Origin of the sequence: Xenorhabdus entomophaga (genome assembly GCF_037996725.1) — a bacterium.
GTDB classification, from domain to species: Bacteria; Pseudomonadota; Gammaproteobacteria; order Enterobacterales; family Enterobacteriaceae; genus Xenorhabdus; species Xenorhabdus khoisanae.
In genome coordinates, this window is the sequence record NZ_JBBMXH010000037.1 from 19,536 (window position 1) to 39,712 (window position 20,177).

The 20,177-nt window shown below is 42.8% G+C and carries 13 protein-coding genes and 1 pseudogene; 9 read left to right on the forward strand and 5 right to left on the reverse strand.

The genetic code is table 11. The features are described 5' to 3' along the window. Nucleotides 1-9 precede the first annotated feature (9 nt). The 3 genes from prpC (at nt 10) to AAC854_RS09695 (ending at nt 4,687) form a co-directional block, all read left to right on the forward strand. On the forward strand, nt 10-1,185 hold the full coding sequence (prpC, locus tag AAC854_RS09685) for a bifunctional 2-methylcitrate synthase/citrate synthase (RefSeq protein WP_340616914.1): 1,176 nt from the start codon (nt 10-12) through the stop codon (nt 1,183-1,185). Between the two features lie 33 nt (nt 1,186-1,218). Further along, a complete protein-coding gene (locus AAC854_RS09690; RefSeq protein WP_340616915.1) occupies nt 1,219-2,670 on the forward strand; it encodes a bifunctional 2-methylcitrate dehydratase/aconitate hydratase in 1,452 nt (483 codons plus the stop codon). A gap of 130 nt (nt 2,671-2,800) precedes the next feature. Further along, a complete protein-coding gene (locus AAC854_RS09695) occupies nt 2,801-4,687 on the forward strand; it encodes a propionate--CoA ligase (protein WP_340616916.1) in 1,887 nt (628 codons plus the stop codon). 351 nt (nt 4,688-5,038) lie between these two features. On the opposite strand, the gene AAC854_RS09700 is transcribed toward AAC854_RS09695, so the two are convergent. Next, nucleotides 5,039-5,866 (reverse strand): hypothetical protein, encoded by an 828-nt coding sequence (locus AAC854_RS09700; protein WP_340616917.1) that lies wholly within the window; start codon nt 5,864-5,866, stop codon nt 5,039-5,041. Nucleotides 5,867-6,105: 239 nt separating this feature from the next. Further along, on the reverse strand, nt 6,106-6,735 hold the full coding sequence (locus tag AAC854_RS09705) for a glutathione S-transferase family protein (RefSeq protein ID WP_340616918.1): 630 nt from the start codon (nt 6,733-6,735) through the stop codon (nt 6,106-6,108). Between the two features lie 460 nt (nt 6,736-7,195). On the opposite strand from AAC854_RS09705, the pseudogene AAC854_RS09710 reads away from it, so the two are divergent. Beyond that, nucleotides 7,196-7,585 (forward strand): annotated as a pseudogene (locus AAC854_RS09710) (cytochrome b); the annotation flags it as partial. A 19-nt stretch (nt 7,586-7,604) separates the two neighbouring features. Here the strand turns inward: AAC854_RS09710 and AAC854_RS09715 are convergent. After that, nucleotides 7,605-8,738: an ISAs1 family transposase gene (locus AAC854_RS09715; protein WP_340616919.1), complete on the reverse strand. Its 1,134-nt coding sequence runs from the start codon at nt 8,736-8,738 to the stop codon at nt 7,605-7,607. A gap of 342 nt (nt 8,739-9,080) precedes the next feature. Between AAC854_RS09715 and AAC854_RS09720 the strand changes: the two genes are divergently transcribed. Beyond that, nucleotides 9,081-11,531 carry a penicillin acylase family protein gene (locus AAC854_RS09720; RefSeq protein WP_340616920.1) on the forward strand — a complete coding sequence of 817 codons (2,451 nt, stop codon included), beginning with the start codon at nt 9,081-9,083 and terminating at the stop codon, nt 11,529-11,531. A 144-nt stretch (nt 11,532-11,675) separates the two neighbouring features. Here AAC854_RS09720 and AAC854_RS09725 read toward each other — a convergent pair whose 3' ends face one another. Further along, the gene (locus tag AAC854_RS09725; protein ID WP_340616921.1) at nt 11,676-13,022 is read right to left on the reverse strand and encodes an NCS2 family permease; all 1,347 of its coding nucleotides are present in this window, start codon (nt 13,020-13,022) and stop codon (nt 11,676-11,678) included. A 624-nt stretch (nt 13,023-13,646) separates the two neighbouring features. On the opposite strand from AAC854_RS09725, the gene AAC854_RS09730 reads away from it, so the two are divergent. The 3 genes from AAC854_RS09730 (at nt 13,647) to glk (ending at nt 16,902) form a co-directional block, all read left to right on the forward strand. Next, nucleotides 13,647-14,351 carry a hypothetical protein gene (locus AAC854_RS09730; RefSeq protein ID WP_340616922.1) on the forward strand — a complete coding sequence of 235 codons (705 nt, stop codon included), beginning with the start codon at nt 13,647-13,649 and terminating at the stop codon, nt 14,349-14,351. 93 nt (nt 14,352-14,444) lie between these two features. Next, nucleotides 14,445-15,707, forward strand: coding sequence for a DUF1479 domain-containing protein (locus tag AAC854_RS09735; RefSeq protein WP_340616923.1), 1,263 nt, complete (start codon nt 14,445-14,447; stop codon nt 15,705-15,707). 226 nt (nt 15,708-15,933) lie between these two features. After that, entirely contained in the window at nt 15,934-16,902 is a 969-nt protein-coding gene (glk, locus tag AAC854_RS09740) for a glucokinase (protein ID WP_340616924.1), read from the forward strand. Nucleotides 16,903-17,009: 107 nt separating this feature from the next. On the opposite strand, the gene AAC854_RS09745 is transcribed toward glk, so the two are convergent. Further along, a complete protein-coding gene (locus AAC854_RS09745; protein ID WP_340616925.1) occupies nt 17,010-17,978 on the reverse strand; it encodes a GlxA family transcriptional regulator in 969 nt (322 codons plus the stop codon). A 154-nt stretch (nt 17,979-18,132) separates the two neighbouring features. Between AAC854_RS09745 and AAC854_RS09750 the strand changes: the two genes are divergently transcribed. After that, complete coding sequence (locus AAC854_RS09750) at nt 18,133-19,878, forward strand: beta-ketoacyl synthase (protein WP_340616926.1); 1,746 nt, start codon at nt 18,133-18,135, stop codon at nt 19,876-19,878. Nucleotides 19,879-20,177: the final 299 nt, after the last annotated feature.

The following is a 20,177-nucleotide window of genomic DNA, read 5'->3' on the forward strand; positions in this document are numbered from 1 at the left end:
GTGATACTCATGAATCAACAGAATACAACAGCGGGATCTCCTGAAAAAACGGCATTAAAACCGAAAAAATCCGTTGCCCTCTCCGGCATTACAGCAGGCAACACAGCGCTTTGTACAGTAGGGAAAAACGGTAACGATTTACATTACCGTGGTTATGATATTCTCGATTTGGCTGCCCATTGTGAGTTTGAAGAAATAGCCTACCTGCTCATCCACGATAAACTCCCTTCCCGCGCAGAATTAGCATTCTATAAAGCCAAATTAAAAGCACTGCGTGGCCTGCCCAGTAGCGTTAAAGCAGCATTGGAAGCCTTGCCGGCAGTAGCGCACCCGATGGATGTGATGCGCTCGGGGGTCTCTGTACTGGGTTGTACCCTGCCGGAAAAAGAAGATCATAACGTTACAGGCGCCCGTGATATCGCGGATCGCTTGCTGGCATCGCTCAGTTCGATACTACTTTATTGGTATCACTACAGCCATAATGGGCGCCGCATTGAAGTTGAAACCAATGATGATTCCATTGGCGGGCATTTTCTCCATCTCCTGCATGGCCAAAAACCACGAGAGTCATGGGAAAAGGCAATGCACACCTCTTTAATCTTGTATGCCGAGCATGAATTTAATGCTTCCACCTTTACCAGCCGTGTGATTGCCGGCACAGGATCAGATATTTACTCTGCCATTATCGGGGGCATTGGTGCCCTGCGCGGGCCAAAGCATGGTGGAGCCAATGAGGTTTCATTTGATATCCAGCAGCGTTATGACACGCCGGATCAGGCTGAAGCCGATATTCTTACCCGTCTGGAGAGAAAAGAGGTCATCATCGGTTTTGGTCATCCGGTTTACACCGTGTCCGATCCTCGCCATAAGGTAATTAAAGAGATTTCCCTGAAGCTTTCTCAAGACGCAGGTACAGTTCAGATGTATGACATTGCAGACCGAATCGAATCTGTCATGTGGGATAACAAAAAAATGTTCCCGAATGTCGATTGGTTTTCTGCGGTGTCCTATCACATGATGGGGATTCCTACGGCCATGTTTACCCCACTGTTTGTCATTGCCCGCACTTCCGGTTGGGCCGCACACATTATTGAACAGCGCATTGATAACAAAATTATTCGTCCTTCGGCTAACTATACCGGCCCCGAGAATTTGACATTTATACCGATTGATCAACGTAAATAGTTTAATTTACAAATAATGACTTAAGGATTAATTATGTCTACCTCTGTTGTTAACAACCGTCCTGATTACGATCAGGTGATTGTCGATATTGTGGATTATGTCATGGATTACGTCATAACATCCCCGATTGCTTACGCCACAGCCCATCATTGCCTTATAGATACCTTGGGCTGCGGATTGGAAGCGCTGGAATATCCCGCCTGCACAAAACTATTGGGACCTATTGTGCCGGGAACGATTGTGCCTGATGGTGCTCGCGTACCGGGAACTCAATTTCAGCTCGATCCTGTTCAGGCTGCATTCAACATTGGTGCAATGATTCGCTGGCTGGATTTTAATGACACCTGGCTGGCGGCTGAGTGGGGACATCCTTCTGATAATCTTGGCGGCATCCTTGCCACTGCCGACTGGTTATCCAGAAATGCGGTTGCCCAAGGAGAAAAGCCACTCACTATGCGGGATGTACTGACAGCCATGATTAAGGCGCATGAAATTCAAGGCTGCCTGGCATTGGAAAATGCCTTCAATAAAGTCGGGTTGGATCATGTGGTCTTGGTCAAAATCGCCTCCACGGCAGTAGTCGCTCAAATGCTGGGTTTGACGCGGGAGGAAATTTTAAACGCAGTTTCATTGGCTTGGGTTGACGGACAATCCCTGAGAACTTACCGCCATGCCCCCAATACCGGCTCCCGCAAATCCTGGGCGGCGGGAGATGCCACTTCCCGCGCAGTGCGTCTGGCATTGATGGCGCAAAAGGGCGAAATGGGATACCCCTCCGTATTAACAGCAAAAACATGGGGATTTTATGATGTTCTGTTCAATGGTCAGCCATTCAAATTCCAGCGCCCTTATGGTTCTTATGTGATGGAAAATGTGCTGTTTAAAATCTCTTTCCCCGCAGAATTCCACTCACAAACCGCCGTAGAAGCGGCAATGAGCCTGCATCAACAACTGAAAGAACTTGGAAAATGTGTTGAAGACATCGCCAGAATCACTATCCGCACCCATGAAGCCTGCATCAGAATCATCGATAAACAAGGCCCACTGAACAATCCGGCAGACAGGGACCACTGCATTCAATATATGGTTGCCATCCCACTGATTTTTGGCCGCCTGACAGCAGCGGATTATGAGGATGATATCGCCGTTGATCCTCGCATTGATGCCTTACGGGAAAAAATAATCTGCGTCGAAGATCCTGATTTTACCCGTGATTATCATGCCCCTGAAAAACGCTCTATTGCCAATGCGTTGACTCTGGTATTTACCGATGGAACTCAGCTTGATGAAGTGAAGGTCGAATTCCCGATTGGGCACGCTCGCCGCCGAAAAGATGGCATCCCGCTGTTAGAAGAAAAATTTAAAACCAATCTGGCGCGTCAATTCCCGAAAGAGCAACAACAAAAAATTCTGGCGGTATCTCTTGACTTCATGTCATTAAAAGATGTTCCTGTGAACGAATACCTCGATTTGTACGTTATATAATCTATATATCCAATTAATTTTAAGCTGCATCACAACTAAAAAAACAGCAGCTTGAAATGATGAAAGGCATGGCCATTGGCGGTTCTGGCTCCAGAAACCGCCTCTCATCTGCATAACGCGAGGAGAGATTATGTCATTCCAAAATTTCTATCAGCATTCGATTGATGATCCCAATGCCTTTTGGGCTGAACAAGCCAAACGAATACATTGGCAACAGCCTTTTGAACAAGCTCTCGATCACAGTCATCCTCCCTTTGCCCGTTGGTTCTGCGGGGGTAAAACTAATCTTTGCTATAACGCATTGGATCGCTGGCTGGAAAGTCAACCCGATGCTAAGGCGCTGATTGCCATTTCAACCGAGACGGGTAGTGAGCGCGTTTTCACCTATCAGGAGTTACATCAGGAAGTAAACCGAGCTGCCGCCATAATGCTGTCGCTCGGTGTAAAAAAAGGCGATCGCGTCGTTGTTTATATGCCAATGGTGGCCGAAGCCCTGTTTATTTTGCTGGCCTGCGCACGCATTGGTGCAATTCATTCGGTGGTATTTGGCGGCTTTGCTTCCCATAGTCTTGCCACCCGATTGGATAACGCTGAACCAATTCTGGTTGTCTCTGCGGATGCCGGTTCACGCGGAGGTAAAATCATCCCCTATAAACCACTGTTGGATGAAGCTATTGAGTTGGCCAATCATACCCCACGCCATGTACTGATGGTAAACCGTGGGCTGGCTGAGATTAATTGGGTGGAAGATAGAGATGTCGATTTCGCCACATTACGACAAGAACATCTGGCTGCGAACGTTCCCGTTACATGGCTTGAATCCAATGAAACATCCTGTGTGCTCTATACGTCAGGCACAACCGGGACACCCAAAGGCGTACAACGAGATGTTGGCGGTTATGCCGTGGCACTGGCGACATCAATGGATGTTATTTTTGGCGGTAAGGCCGGTGGCGTTTTCTTTTGCACATCTGATATCGGCTGGGTTGTCGGGCATTCCTATATTATCTACGCACCTCTGATCGCGGGCATGGCAACTATCATGTATGAAGGGCTACCAATACGCCCGGATGCCAGTATTTGGTGGCAAATTGTCGAAAAATACCAAGTTACCAGAATGTTTTCTGCTCCAACTGCAATCCGTGTCCTCAAAAAATACCCTACGGATTATATTTCTAAATATGATATTTCATCACTGGAAACACTCTATTTGGCAGGAGAGCCGCTGGATGAACACACTGCCCGCTGGATTACCGAAACCATCAATGTACCTGTGATTGATAATTACTGGCAAACCGAAACTGGCTGGCCGATTATGGCAATCGCACGCAGTTTGGACGATAGGCCAAACCGTTTTGGCAGTACAGGGTTTCCTATGTATGGTTTCAACGTCAAGCTGATCAACGAACTGACCGGTCAGGAATGTGGTGCTAACGAAAAGGGAATGCTGGTTATCAAAGGCCCTCTTCCCCCCGGTTGTATCCAGACCATCTATAGAGACGATACCCGTTTTATCAATACGTACTGGAAAAGTTTTGATCAACAAGTCTACTCAACATTTGACTGGGGGATCCGTGACAGCGACGGTTACTATTTTATTCTGGGGCGTTCTGATGATGTCATTAATGTTTCAGGCCATCGTCTGGGAACACGAGAAATTGAAGAATGCATCGCCAGCCATGAAGACGTGGCAGAAGTTGCGGTGATTGGTATCAAAGATGAAGTAAAAGGACAAACAGCGGTTGCTTTTGCTGTTCTCAAGGAAGGGCGGGAAATCCAGAATGCAGACCATTTTGCTGTGTTGGAAAAAGCACTAATGGCATTGGTGGATAAAAAAATCGGCAGTGTTGGACGCCCGGCACGTGTCTATTTTGTGACTCAATTACCAAAAACTCGTTCAGGAAAAATGCTTCGCCGCACTATGCAAGCTATTTGTGAAGGACGTGAGCCAAGTGATATTGCCTTGATTGAGAACCCTGCTTCGCTGGATGTCATTCGGGATGCGGTTTTCCATTAAAAAAACAGATGGAGGATATGCTCAATGACAACGACTAATATTTGGTATGGCCTGAGCACAGATCATCCATGCGACATGGGCCATACCAAGTATTCTGACCGCCAGTAATTTCCTTATCCACTAAAATCATTACCCTCATTTTGTAAAATGATACAGCGCTATCTCTATCCAATACGATGCTTTTAATATAATGCCTCTTTTGTTTAGCTCATATTTAATGATGTGGAGTTAAGATACATCTGTACTACATTTTCCCAGCTACTTTTACCCATTCCCGCTCCGTTCCTACACGGAGCTTTTTTTATCCATATTAATTTTTTATTAATTCATTGGGTACAGGCACGAAACAGGTTACAAGTGACTCACAAAATAACGATATAAACGAGCCGCTCTTTCTGGTGGAAGTTCAAGAATTTTTTTATTCATATGAATATACATGTCACAACTTTTTACTTTATCAGTACTGCCACTTTGCAGGGATTCCAACAAAGTAATATCGTCACCATATTTCTGCGCCAGATCAAACTTCACTGTTTCCAGATCTTGTAAAACAAGTTCACCATCTTCTACTGAAAATTGGCGTTTTTTCCCATCATAAGAGGCGATCAGCATCTCTCTGTCAGCTTGCAGCCGCTGTTTATACAATTCTTTTGGAAAGGATTTTGCTATTTTTTCTATATCGGAAAAATTTTCGTTCATTGTTGGAAAAAGAAAACTAAAACATTGTTCAGCATTTTTTTGCTGTAGAAACTCCATTTGTTTAACTATCACACTTGCCTGAGAAATAATATTTTCATCAGGAGCAAACAAAAAACGGCTATCGAGCAATGCAAGAATTTTATTTAAAATTACCAATTCTATTTCATCATTACTCTTCCCTTCTTTCTTTAATGTCAAAACTTCCTGTTTAAGTTCATCATAAACTTTTGGATCTTTGTCTCTAATCGTAAGGAAAATAGGCAAATCAATTTTTTTCATCACAGATTCCATTCCATCAATGACAGAATCATTTTGACCTTTCAATACTTTAAAATAAAACAAATTCCAACCTGACATGGCAACTAAGAAAATAACAGTGGAAACTGTTTTACTAATCAGCCCTTTATTTCCCATAAACCAAAAAATACCACCGACAACACCACCAAAAACAGTGCTAAAAACAATACCATGCCAATCCATTTTTATCCTTTCCTCTCTGTAAAGATGAGAAAATATTATCCATAAAAACACATAAACAAGCACTCATTTATCAAAATAACTTTAAATAAAATAAAAATAATCACTCAATTTATAATAATCATAAATAATTAAAAATACATACAATCACCAAATAAATGAATTATCAAAAATAGGGCACTAAAAGTACCCTGTGTGATTATTTTCGGATTTATAAAACAAGATTTATAAAACAATGTGGGTTAATGCGTTATTTCAGGTTCTTTTATAGCAGCCTCTGCCCATTCTACCATCGCAGGATGTTTCAGTATGCGATCAATCCACTGCTGACTAATAACGGAAAATTTCAACCCATAGGTTCGGGCACGTAAAGCCACTGGCGCATAAAATGCATCAACAGCAGTAAATTTATCTCCCGCCAGCCATTCACCGCCAAATTTAGCCAACCCTTCTGACCAAAGAGCATCAATTCGGTCAATATCACATTGCAACTCAGGCGTGATTTCAGGTAACTCAGTTCGAACGGAACAATTCATTGAGCAAATTTGGCGTAATGTAGCAAATCCAGAGTGCATTTCTGCCGCAGCACTTCTCGCCCATGCTCTGGCTATTTTATCTGATGGCCAGACCTGAACGTGATCCTCTGCAATATATTCCGCAATCGCTAACGAATCCCAAACCGTAATATTTTCATCAATCAGGCAAGGAACCAACCCTGTCGGTGAGAATGCTTTGAATTTCTCATGGCTGTTTTTACCATCTTCAAAATAACTAAGCCGCTCATTAAAAGGAATATCCAACGCTTTGAGCAAAATCCACGGACGAAGTGACCAAGAAGAATAATTTTTATTGGCTATCCACAATGTATACATCGTCTCTCTCGCTTTGATAATAAAATGATGTGACTGCACAAAAAATATTACTATGCCGGATAAAATACTATACCCGCTGATAATAGAAAACAGGCAGGCAATAAGAATTTACTTCCCCAATAAAATAATAAGCCACCTTTCTATTTCCAATGATTATCAAATACCCACAAAAAAAGAACCTTTTAAAATCCTAATTGACAACAGTTTCCCCTAAAATTATATTAACCTCATCAGAAGCCAAAACAATTAGGCATAAGAGATAACCAAAAGAAATATATAAAACAATAAATCTCATCTTAATCTCATCTAAAATAGTATAACTTAATTTCATCATTGATAAATTTTGACATTCTTAAACAAATTATTTGCTTAAAATTCACTGAAATAAAATTTCATTTTTATCTACTATAATATACAAACTTTTTAACTGACGACCTGTTCCAGTAGGCATTTATTCAATATGCTATTAAAAAATACTTCCACACGCTTTGGTCATATTTCTGTTTTAATCCATTGGTTAGTCGCCCTTGCCGTTTACGGGATGTTTGGCCTTGGATTATGGATGGTGACATTAAGCTATTACGATACCTGGTATCATCGCGCACCGGAACTTCATAAGAGTATCGGCATATTTCTTTTCAGTGTCATGGTCATTCGGGTCATATGGCGATTTATCTCCCCTCCGCCAAAACCACTGGCAAGTTATAGCCTCTTTACACGCATCAGCTCAATACTTGTTCATCTAACGCTCTATATTGTTCTGTTTGGCATTTTAATCAGCGGTTACCTGATTTCTACCGCAGATGGTGAAGCTATTAGTGTTTTCGGGTGGTTTGACGTCCCCGCCACCAGGGCAAGAGCGTGAATGTTCACTTCTTGCCCAACGCCTTAAACCCTGCAACTAATACCTTATCCAAATAGTTAATATCCATGCTCGCAAGCCGTTGTTTTCGGCGAATACTGGCTTTTTTGGTTGTCTCTGCCCGCAACATATTGACACTGATGTGACGCATACATCCCAATATTTCAGCCGATTCTCCCCGGTGGATAAGGCAAGCATCTTCTCCCATCGTGACATCAAGAACCCAATGTAATCGGGTTTCGATCCCCCAGTGTCCCCTGACAGCGGCGGCAAATTTGTCGGTGCTCAGTTCCGCTGAACTGATGTAATAACGATAATCAAGTGATTCTTTTCCTTTATTATCAATTCGATATCCAATTGCCACGCCCACAGTTTTTAAGTTTTTCCATTCTGGAAATTGTTGAGACAGCGCTTGGGCGGGTAACACATGATATTCACGGGCTTCTATACGACCATGTCCTTGTTCTATAGTGATATTTTCGGCATGACTCACGGCAGAAACTTGGGCTGACAACGCCTTCTTAACCGCGCGATACAACGTCTCCTGATTCCCTTTCACCGCCAGAAGATAGTCACCTTCCTGCTGCACAATTTGTTCCGCAATCTTCGTTTGGCATCCCATCGCATCAATTGTTATCAGGCAACCTGTGATATCCAGCAAGCGGAGTAATTTTGGGATCGCAGTGATTTCATTGGACTTTTTGTCTGTCTTCAGTTGTCCCATCACTACGCCGTTCTGGGTGGCAAACGCACTCACCATGTGGAGCATCGACTGCCGATTCTTGCCATCATAAGTTCCCCGCAACGTTTTTCCGTCAATAGCGATAATTTCCCCTTCTGAGCGTTCGTTAACCCATTGAGCCCAATGAATAAAACAGTGCTGAAACTCAACGGGATTGAGCCGAGAAATCAGGCGAGCGATAGCATCATGTCCCGGTATTCCATTCGGAAAAAGGGTTTTTTCTTGATACCAGTCCAGGTACGTTTCGCCGAAATCTTCAATATCTTCCCATCCTTCTGCACCGGCGATGATGGCTGTAATCGACAGAAAAAGGACATCAAACAAAGGATAACTGATCTTAGACGACTGGCGGGGATCTGTTAATGTACTGAAATACTGAGAAAAAGCATCGATACTCATAAGAAGACTTCCCGAAAAAAGAAGTATGAAATTATATTTTTTCTTATTCGTCAAACCTGAAATTTTTTAACAAAAAGTTCACGCTCTCGCCCTGGGAGCTATAAAATGCACTATCCAGCAAATATGAAATTGCCTTATCTGAAGCCCCCAATAGCCATTGCTTTCAATATCAAATTAATCTAATGGAGAAAATCAATAGTATTTTTGTGCTAAGGATAAGTATGTTATGCCTAATCACTCAGAAACCTCACGTAAAACATGTTGGTCAGGTTTATTCAAAGCCACTACAACCACGAAAGAAAATTATTGACTGAATATTAATAATTGCTGAGGAAAAGTAACATGATATTTGAAACGATAAAAATAAAAACCTGCCTTAAAGTGTTTACTTTGATTGTACTCTCAAGCTTATTAAGTGCCTGCCTTCATTATGTCCCCACGAAGCAGGCTAATCGTCATTTGGATACCTATGCAGAAATACGCCGTACCAGTTTAGGGGTTCCGCATATTAAAGCAAAAAATTGGGTTGGATTGGGTTATGGCTATGGTTATGTTCAGACACAAGACAATCTTTGTACTATGGCAGATTCCTTTCTGACTTACCGTGGTGAACGTTCCCGATACCTTGGGGGACAAGCCACACTGGTTTATGAGGGGTTGACGGATAGAGTGAAAAATTTGGATTCTGATTTTTATCACCGCCATATTCTTTCAGAAGATATGCTGGAGCGCATGATTCAGGCCCAGCCTGAACAAATCAAACAGCTTGTTGCCGGTTTCACTGCCGGTTATAACCGATATCTTCACGAGTTGCCTCTCCACCCTGACGCTCATCAGGCTTGTCGTAATAAGGACTGGATTCGGCCAATCAGTGAGCAGGACATTTATCGACGCATGTATGCCATCGGTTTTGCGAAGGGATATACCCGTATGTTGAGCAATATTGTTAACGCCCAACCTCCTGCCGCATTATCAGCTACGGATATTTCAGATTCAGAATCCACTATGTCGATAGCTTCATTTCATTTGGACAGCTTAGTGAGCAAAGGTATCGGCAGTAATATCTATGGATTTGGAACACAAGCCACCAATTCAGACTCTCCGCTGTTATTTGGTAACCCGCATTGGTATTGGTTTAGCCCAGATCGTTTCTATCAGGCTCAGCTCACAATCCCCGGAGAAATCAATGTCAGTGGTGTGGCGTTTTTAGGTATTCCCCTCATCCAAATTGGCTTTAACGAGAGTATTGCGTGGAGTCACACCGTCTCGACAGCGGCTCGCATGGGTTTTTACGAACTCAGTTTAACGCCTGATGATCCATTAAGTTATCTCCGTGATGGCAAAATAATAAAAATGCAAGCCAATACCATTACAGTTCAGGTTAAGCAAGATTCTGGCACGTTGGCCCCCGTTACCCGTACTTTGTATAAGTCAGAATACGGCCCACTGGTGAATATTCCCCCATTACGTTGGGATACAAAGAAAGCATTTGCGATTCGCGATATCAATCAAGAAAATTTTCGCTTATGGCGGAACTGGCTGCGCTGGGGCCAGACCCGTTCTCTTGAAGAATTTGTTGCCATTCAACAGCAAGAAGCATCTATGCCTTGGGTGAATACCGTAGCCGTTGGTCGTGACAGCGATAAAGTCTGGTATGCAGATATGGGAGTTGTGCCCAATGTTTCCCCTGAGCAGGTGAAAATCTGTACCACTGAATCGCGACAAGCCCTGGCTAATCAGCTATCGCCTGCTATCCCGTTTTTTGATGGTTCACGCAGCTTCTGCGATTGGCAAAGTGATCCTGATTCAGCTCAGGCAGGTGCCATAGGCCCGGCACGGATGCCCAGTTTGATGCGCACTGATTATGTCGCCAATATGAACGACAGTTATTGGCTTACCAATCCCCAATCACCCTTGACTGGCTATCCTGTTATCTTTGGCCCTGATAGTAATAAACCTGTCAGTATGCGCACGCGTTTAGGCCATATTATGATACAAGAACATTTGAAAGGCCGGGATCAATATCCGGGGAAATACATCAACCATGACGTACTCCAGAAAATGGTATTGGACAGCCGTGTTCTGACCGCCGAACTGTTCAAATCCGAACTGTTAGAGAGAGTTTGTCATTCACCGTTGATCGATGTAAAACATGATGCTTTGAATGACACAACTTACTCCTCACCACAACGCGTTGATGTAGCTCAGGCCTGCCATATCCTGAAGGCTTGGGATAATAGTGGTAATCTCACCGCACGGGGTGCCCATATCTGGGATGGTGTTTGGAACCGGCTATTGAATTTACCGGATCATGTTTTGTTTGCCATTCCCTTTAACAAAAATGACCCATTAAATACGCCGCGTAAATTACATGCTGATATAACTGAGACACTCCGACAAGCTCTGGGAGCCACCGTGCTGGATCTAAATCACCGTGGTTTAGCATTGAATGCCCAAAGGGGGGACTATTTATATTTATCACGAGAAAAGCAGCGGATTCCTTTATATGGCGGCTGTAGTGAAATCGGCTATTTCACTATCGCCTGTATAAAAAATACCGGTGGAGAAAAGACCAAGATTTTTGGCAATAGTTACTTACAACTTATTAGCTTCCCGCATAATAAAGTGGAGGCTTATACTTTATTATTAACCTCATTATCAGATGATCCTGCTTCCCCTCACTATAGCGATGCCACTCGCTCGTATAAGGTGAAGCAATGGTTGCGCCTGCCATTTAAAGAATCAGAAATTATCGCAGACCCAAATTATCAACATTTGATTTTGGCAGATTAAAAAAGTATTTCGTGAAAGTGTTTTTTCGCAGAAACATGTCGTTGTAATTGAAAGGGATGAGGCGGCAATACCTCATCCCTTTCGCAGAACCATACCGACTTCATAGGCGGCCTAGGTTAAATAACCCCCAGTTCATAGAACCAACTAGATAGCCCAGTTTCCGGCATAAAATATCACTAATGCGATAGTAAGAATAACCGTGCCAATATTCAGCTTACGCCATTCACCAGAAAGAATACGCCCAACAACCAGCACACTAAAGCCCAGCATAATTCCTGTCACAATATTGCAAGTCAGCACGATAAACACCGCACACAGCAAGCCTGACATCGCATCAATAGAATCATCAAAGTTCAGCTTCCGCACATTACTCAGCATCAGTAACCCGACATACATCAAAGCAGGAGCTGTCGCATAGGCAGGAACCAAATACGATAATGGAGACAGGAATAAAATCAGCAGGAATAAAATACCCACAACGGAAGCAGTTAAACCGGTTTTCCCACCTGCCGCCGTTCCCGCAGCAGATTCGATATAAACTGCGGCCGGAGAAGAACCAACCGCGCCAGCGAAGATACTGCTGACAGAATCAGCAGTCAATGCCTTACCGCCACTGATAATCTGGCCGCCCTTGTCCAATAAATTTGCCTGCCCGGCTACAGCCCGAATCGTTCCTGTCGCATCAAATATCGCAGTCATTATCAACGCCAGAACACTCGGTAGCACTACAGGCTGTAAGGCACCCATTATATCCATACTAAACATCAGGGATAAGCCATCTTCCCCCAACGTAGGAAATTTAAAAATCCCTTGATATTTTACGGCAGGATCAAAAACTAAGCCGATAATTGAGATTGCAATAATTACCAGCAAAATACCACCGGGAATTTTTTTTCGCTCCAGAGCAATAATTCCCGCTAACCCCAATAACGTCATCAGCACTGGAAAAGCCGTCAACGATCCGAACGCAACGGGTAAACCTGCATGTGGATTTTTAATGACCAGCCCAACCCCATTTGCTGCAATCAACAACAGAAATAGCCCGATACCAATACCTGCTCCATGCGCAATTCCCATTGGTATATTGCGCAAAATCCATGAACGTATCCCTGTTACTGAAATGATCGTAAACAAACATCCCATCAGGAAAACGGCTCCCAACGCCACAGGAACACTCACCTGTTGGCCTAATACCAAGCTGAACGCAGTAAAGGCAGTCAACGAGATTGCGCAGCCAATCGCCATCGGCAAATTAACCCATAACCCCATCAATAATGAACCAAAGCCCGTCACCAAACAGACAGAAATAAATACGGCAGTATGGGGAAATCCGGCTTGTCCAAGCATACCCGGTACTACAATAACGGAATACACCATCGCCAAAAATGTTGTTAATCCAGCGAGAACTTCCTGACGTACCGTCGATCCGCGTTCAGTAATCTTAAAATACTTATCGAGTTTGCATTGAGTTGGTGCCTGCGTACCAGACATGTTTTTCCCCTGCTTTCTGTTGACTATTTCGCTAAAAAATCTATCGTCATTTCTCCCTACCCTGCCTTACGGAACGCCAACGAAAACGATTACGTCACCGGATAAAAAAATCCGGGCTGTACTCATCGGTTCAGCCATTCGTTTGCGCAATCGTTTGGCTTTTAAGGCAAAAAAATAGTGAGAAAATTTGAGGCGAATGATTATCCAGTGAATCGGGGATAAGAATCAAGCGATAATCATAAATTTTGTGGTGGAAATTCTGTTTGTTTGTACAATTTTTTATTTATCTAATTCAAGATTAGGTATTTTTATTGATAGAAGAAATAGGTGACAAAAAGACCATCCTATTTATCAATCTAACAACTTATATTTGTATAAATTTTTTTACTCTGTAATTTTTCACTTTGAGTGATCGATTCTCAATGCAATTGCCTCATCACTAACTTTATCTGGTAACAGCTTATTATTAGTTATTAGGATAAAAGTTGGACTTAAATAAATATTTAACCTTTCGTCATAATCAATATATTGATCAAAGATGAATGTAACTGAAAATTTATGCTCTGTATATTTACGGGATAAGCGGTTAAAATTGACGAATATTTACTCAATCATTACGAGAATATGTATAATGAACTTGAAACCGTTTCTACACAATTTTCTGGTGATCCTACTGATTGGGGGCAAAATATGTCGAGTTATAACAACACAACAGGGGAACCAATAATGCCTTATTTGATTCCTGATGCAGAATTCAATCGTAAGTTACATACTTCTGAGAGAAATAGGGAACATACCAAAACTTTTCTGGAAAATGGCGCAAAAGATTTCACTTTTCCAGGGTTCATCGCCCCTTATGGATACCGTTTTGTAAAATCTCTCAAACAAGATCAATTTCGCATGATAACTACAGGTGATAATCCGGAAACCGTTTACGCAGTTATGCTTACATTCCGCAAAGATATTATCATCGATAAAGAAACATGTACTCAAATCATGGTATGGCGTACTTTTTCCGCTGAACACCAAGATGCTGCAAGTGGTTTTCCAAGGCAGTTCTTCAAATACCTATTAGAAAACTACAGCATTATTGTCACTGATGAAGAACAAACAGGCGATGGTAAACGCTTTTGGCAAGTAATGATTGCATGGTCTATTTCAACGAAATATCACGTCTATGTCTCTGATGGAACAGAGATAGATCGTCCATTAACACAAATTTCATCAATGGATGAACTTATTGGAAAGTGGGAAGCATTCTGTTGGGGACATGATGCCGAAGTACACCGCCATCGCCTGATTGTTATCAGCAAAAATGATCTGCTATAAAAGACATCAGATTTGGAGGTAAATACAGGCAAATTTACTGCTGTCCACCCATAAAAACGATAAACCAATCATACTGAACGAATGAGGTATACGATGAATATATCTTTTACTTCTACAACTTTCCCAGATGATTACCGCCAGAAAATACGCCAGATGAAACAGGCCATGCGCAATCAAATAGGCGATGTTGAAAGTCTATTCAATCAAGTCTGTAACAAAATAGAAAAAGAACTCACCGCCGCGCGGGAAGATGAAAAAACCACAGGGAGTGCCTGGCCTGCAATCCACTGGCGTGATTTGGCCGAAAACCAAATCCCGATAGAAACCATACAAAAGATTAAACGCCGTGGGTGTTTGATTGTCAGACAAAATTTTCCCCGTGATACCGCGCTTGCATGGGATAAATCCATACTTGCTTACCTTGAAGGAAACCATTTCGATACTGTTTATCAAGGCACCGGCGATAATTATTTCAGCAACCTGAAAGCCTCTCGCCCGGAAATTTATCCAATTTACTGGTCGCAGGCACAGATGCAGGCCCGACAAAGTGAAGAAATTGCAAAAGTACAATCTTTTCTCAATCACCTGTGGAAATATGAATCTGCCGGAACACGTTGGTTTGAGCCTGATATCAGCATGATCTACCCCGACCGTATTCGCCGCAGGCCACCGGGTACAACATCCAAAGGGCTTGGCGCTCATACGGATTCCGGCGCTTTAGAGCGTTGGCTACATCCTACTTATCAAAAAGTATTCAGAAATATTTTCAATAACCGATTTGCAGAATACGATCCCTGGGATGCAGCGCATCGTCCGGATATGAATGAATACGAACTGGATAACGTCACCCGATGTTCGGTTTTTCGCACTTTTCAGGGGTGGACAGCGCTGGCAGATATGGCGCTCAATCAGGGGCTTCTGCATGTTGTCCCCGTGCCAGAAGCGATGGCCTATTTGTTGTTACGGCCCCTGCTCCATGATGTGCCCGAAGATGAACTCTGTGGCGTTGCTCCCGGCAAAGCACTGCCAACTACCGAAAAATGGCATCCTCACCTCGCCCGTGGGCTATGTAGCATTCCATCATTACAGGCCGGTGACTCTGTTTGGTGGCATTGTGACCTCATCCATTCCGTTGCTCCTGTGGAAAATCAACAAGGCTGGGGGAATGTCATGTATATCCCTGCTGCTCCTCTGTGTGACAGAAATCTGGCTTATGCACATAAAGTTGCAGAATCACTTGAGAAAGGCACATCTCCGGCAGACTTCCCCCGTGAACACTATGAAATAAACTGGAAAAACCGCTTCACTGCCGCTGAATTAAATCCCATTGGCCGGCGTGGCCTAAGATTAGAATAAACCGCTTACCTATCACTGGTACCGTTGTCGATATGGGTATTTCAACAATATCGATATATTTTATGCGGCCTTTATGCCCAACCTTGTGTAAAATCCCCTCAATTTGAGTTTTGATCGGTTCATTAAGACATATGCCTATAAATTTCAAATTGCAGCACAGCTAACAAACAAGCAACTTGAAAGATGAAAGGAATAGACCATTTCGTAAGACTTAAGGAGATACCCCATGACAACTTATGCTCTGGTAGGCGATATCGGTGGCACAAATGCACGTCTGGCATTATGTGATGTGGATACCGGGCAACTGAGCGCGGTCGAATTATATCCTTGTGCGGATTACGCATCACTTGAAATTGTTATCCGTCATTATCTGGAACAACAGAACTGCGAAATCAATGATAGCTGCATCGCCATTGCCTGCCCGGTGACGGATGATGTCATCAGTATGACCAATCACAGTTGGCGTTTTTCCGTCAGCCAAATGAAAGCGTCTCTGGGATTGAAGCGTTTTGAAGTGATTAACGATTTCACCGCCGTTTCCCTTGCGATTCCGGTCTTAGGTACAGATGATGTCATTCAGATTGGCGGAAAACAGCCTCAGGCTAAACGCCCTATTGCTGTTTATGGTGCAGGAACCGGCTTGGGTGTTGCCCATCTTATTCACACCGGAACTCAGTGGATGAGCCTGCCGGGAGAAGGAGGTCATGTAGATTTTGCGCCGGACAGCGTGGAAGAAGATCATATGTTGAGTGTATTACGAGAAGAATATGGTCATGTTTCTGCTGAACGTATCCTTTCCGGGCCTGGTTTGGTAAATATTTATCGTTCGCTGATGATACTTAACGATCAGCCAGCGGAAGATCTGACTCCCAGAGATATTTCCGATCGTGCACTAAGTGGAAATTGCCCTGCCTGCAAGCAAGCGTTAGAACTTTTCTGTACAGCTTTGGGGCGTTTTGGCGGCAATCTGGCACTGAATATTGGAGCATTCGGCGGCGTTTACATTGCCGGTGGCATTGTTCCACGTTTCCTTGATTTCTTCCAAAAATCGGGATTCCGTCAGGGATTTGAGAACAAAGGCCGATTTACAGATTATTTGCAGGATATTCCCGTGTATTTAATTACCCATGATAAACCGGGATTATTGGGCGCAGGTTCTTATATTCGCCAATCTCTGGGCAAAACGATTGGTTAAATAACATCTATATATTCTTATGATTGCTCATGCTGTTTATTTAATTTTCTCGCAAGATTTAAACGATGTTTAGCATGGGCAATTTGATTTCAAAATAATATTATCTATTAAGCGTGAAAAATCTTGGCTCTTACCAGCTTACGATAAGCAATCGGTGTCAGCTTGAAGTGTTGTTCAAATACTTTACTAAAGTAATAAGCATCATTAAATCCCACTAATTGAGCAACATGCAGTAAAGTTAAACTATTATCCGTTAGCAACTGTTTGGCTGTTAATAAACGGTGATTTAATATGTATTTATGCGGTGAAACGCCAACTTGCCCTTTAAACCTGCGAAGCAAAGTACTTTCCGATACACCAACATAATTGGCAATATCCTTAATCGTAATGGGTGAATCAATATGCTGCTTAATATAAGCTTGTGCTATCGATACCATTTCATCAAATTGCGTATTACCTCCAATCTGAAAAAACGGTTCTGATTGGAAATTTGATACTTCATGCAAAAAATGCTTCTCAATAATTTCAGCAATCGGGACACTGAAAAACCGGGCAATAAGATAAACAAGCAATTCTGTTTGGGAGTTAATACTTCTGGCGCAATAAATATTGTCACAATACGTGATACTTGCTTTACGGTTCACATCTACCGTTGGAAAATGACGTTCAAATTTGTCATAAAAATACCAATGAGTCGTCGCTGTTTTTTCTTCAAGCAACCCCGCTTTCGCCAGCCAACAGACTCCCGTTCCCGTCGCAACAATAACAGCCTGATTTTTCTGTTGCCGACGCAGCCATTCCAGAACATCTTCTCTACCCGCCATAGAAGCGAGTGGATTTCCCCACATGGGGGGCAAAAACACTAAATCAAAATTCACCGGATCTGAAAATTGATAATGAGAATGCAGAATAATCTGCTCATTATTTTTTGTTAAATCACCAATAACAGACATATGGAGAGGTTCTTCTCTCTGCTGTTTTCGGCTTCTCAAATTACTCGCACTGTTTAACATATCCGATGCCAAAGTTATCCCACTTTGCAATGCCTTATCATATAAAACAAACGCTATTCTCACTCCTACCTCCACAGATTTCACCAGTCTATATACCTTTATTTCATTCCCAAATGAAAGATATGATGACCATATTCTTAGTTTTAATGACATGAATGTCAGTGTTCATAAATTATTCTAACTGATAGACTCCAATAAAAACTTTTTGGAGTTCATGATGAGTAAATTACCTGTAATTGTTGGTTTGGGTGGCATCAATGCAGCAGGAAGAAGTTCTGGATTCCACGGCTATAAACGCATTGTGTCAGATAGTCTCAAAGATGAAACCATGCAAAACACATGGGCTGATTTATGCAATCGGATGGGGATTATCAAAGATTCAGCATCTATTACAGCAGACCATATTGAACGCGCCAAAAACGGAACATTGATAAGACGAATCACGCAGTTCGATCCCCATAAAATACCAAAAAACAGAATAATAACCGATATTGAAAATAACTCAGAAAGATTATTGAAGACCATATATACATCTCTTTCTGTCACTAGCGCAGGGCAATTACCAGAAGGATTTGAAATCGGTGATTTATATAACGCCAATCACCACCCACGCGGCTTACGCTTAACCGTTTATGGCGCTTCGGATTTATTAAATTCGATAGGGATGCCATGGTCAGATATTACCTCCTTAGTAGAACCTGATCAGATTTCGGTTTATGCCAGCAGTGCACTGGGTCAAATAGATCAATTTTCAATGGCAGGGTTAATCGGCAATCCATTGAATGGTTCACGTGCCAGTTCCAAAATGCTTCCCCTTTCTCTGCCAGATATGCCGGCTGATTTCGTTAATAGTTATATTATCAACAACCTTGGTACTACCGCCGCGAGTTTGGGAGCCTGTGCAAGTTTCCTCTATAACCTCAAACAGGGCATCAATGACATTAAGCAAGGCAAGGCCAAAGTTTGTTTAATTGGGTGTGCTGAAGCGCCAATCATCCCCGAAGTCATTGAAGGATTTAAGGCTATGGGGGCACTTGCCGAAGATCACCAACTCTGCAAGCTCGATGGAACCGATATCGTTAACCATCGTCGTCCCAGCCGCCCATTTTCAACCAACGTTGGGTTTACCCTTGGAGAATCAGCACAATTTGTGCTGCTGATGAGTGATGATTTAGCCTTACAGTGTGGCGCGAATATCCTTGGTTCTGTGCCGGATGTTTTTGTTAATGCAGATGCGAACAAAAAATCAATCTCTTCACCGGGAGTAGGCAATTACATCACCATGATGAAAACCACTTCCCTTGCTAACCATTTATTGGATGGGAAATTGCAATATTCCTACGTGCAGGCACATGGAACCGGAACACCGCAAAACAGAGTCACCGAAAGCCATATTATTAATGAGGTTGCTAAGGTTTTTGGACTCAATAATTGGGATATCACCGCCATTAAAGCGCATCTTGGACACTCCATTTCCGCCGCCGCAGGAGATCTATTAGCTAACGCTTTAGGTGTTTGGCAATATGGCTGGATTCCGGGAATTACGACGATTGATCACATTGCCGAGGATGTGCATGCCTCCAATCTGAACATTTTGATGCGGGATAAATTTGTTGGTGAACGCGGTGAAGATATGAAAGCCACCATTCTTAATGCAAAAGGATTCGGCGGTAATAACGCAAGTGCCGTTGTTTTATCCCCACAAAAAACCATGCAGATGCTAAGCAAAAAACACGGCAGCGCTTCCATCAGTACCTATTACAAACGCAATGAAATAGTTAAACGCAGAAGTGAAGAGCAAGATCAGGCAATTTGTCGCGGTGAAGAGTCCGTTATTTACAACTTTGGTAATGCCGTGCTGCAAGGATCAGATATCCAGCTTTCACGTCAGGAAGTGAGATTTAATGGGATCAAACAATCTATAAAAATGCCTGATGCGGATGAGTTTAGTGAGTTTTTGTGAGGGGATATTTAATTGTCAGATTGGGATGGGGTTTAGTAATGAACCACGTGCTTAAAAAACTCCAGCCACAATGTGTAACGACCTTACCACTGGGAAAGTTGAAATTGAATTTGTCTGTGAAGTTGACGAAATATGGTCATTCGTCGGGAATAAAAAGTGTCAACCTTATTTAGGATGGGACATTGTCTTAATAAGTATCCCCCGGCATAGCCGGGGGTTTTTCATATGCGCCTATAAGGCTTTCTTACCAGCCGCGCCCTAACAGGCGCATCGCAATCTGACATTTGCATTCTATGGAT

Bases quoted from the DNA above. Each gene is read 5' to 3' on its own strand.
- prpC (WP_340616914.1), top strand. From the start codon at position 10: ATGAATCAACAGAATACAACAGCGGGATCTCCTGAAAAAACGGCATTA.
- AAC854_RS09690 (WP_340616915.1), top strand. From the start codon at position 1,219: ATGTCTACCTCTGTTGTTAACAACCGTCCTGATTACGATCAGGTGATT.
- AAC854_RS09695 (WP_340616916.1), top strand. From the start codon at position 2,801: ATGTCATTCCAAAATTTCTATCAGCATTCGATTGATGATCCCAATGCC.
- AAC854_RS09700 (WP_340616917.1), bottom strand. From the start codon at position 5,866: ATGGATTGGCATGGTATTGTTTTTAGCACTGTTTTTGGTGGTGTTGTC.
- AAC854_RS09705 (WP_340616918.1), bottom strand. From the start codon at position 6,735: ATGTATACATTGTGGATAGCCAATAAAAATTATTCTTCTTGGTCACTT.
- AAC854_RS09715 (WP_340616919.1), bottom strand. From the start codon at position 8,738: ATGAGTATCGATGCTTTTTCTCAGTATTTCAGTACATTAACAGATCCC.
- AAC854_RS09720 (WP_340616920.1), top strand. From the start codon at position 9,081: ATGATATTTGAAACGATAAAAATAAAAACCTGCCTTAAAGTGTTTACT.
- AAC854_RS09725 (WP_340616921.1), bottom strand. From the start codon at position 13,022: ATGTCTGGTACGCAGGCACCAACTCAATGCAAACTCGATAAGTATTTT.
- AAC854_RS09730 (WP_340616922.1), top strand. From the start codon at position 13,647: ATGTATAATGAACTTGAAACCGTTTCTACACAATTTTCTGGTGATCCT.
- AAC854_RS09735 (WP_340616923.1), top strand. From the start codon at position 14,445: ATGAATATATCTTTTACTTCTACAACTTTCCCAGATGATTACCGCCAG.
- glk (WP_340616924.1), top strand. From the start codon at position 15,934: ATGACAACTTATGCTCTGGTAGGCGATATCGGTGGCACAAATGCACGT.
- AAC854_RS09750 (WP_340616926.1), top strand. From the start codon at position 18,133: ATGAGTAAATTACCTGTAATTGTTGGTTTGGGTGGCATCAATGCAGCA.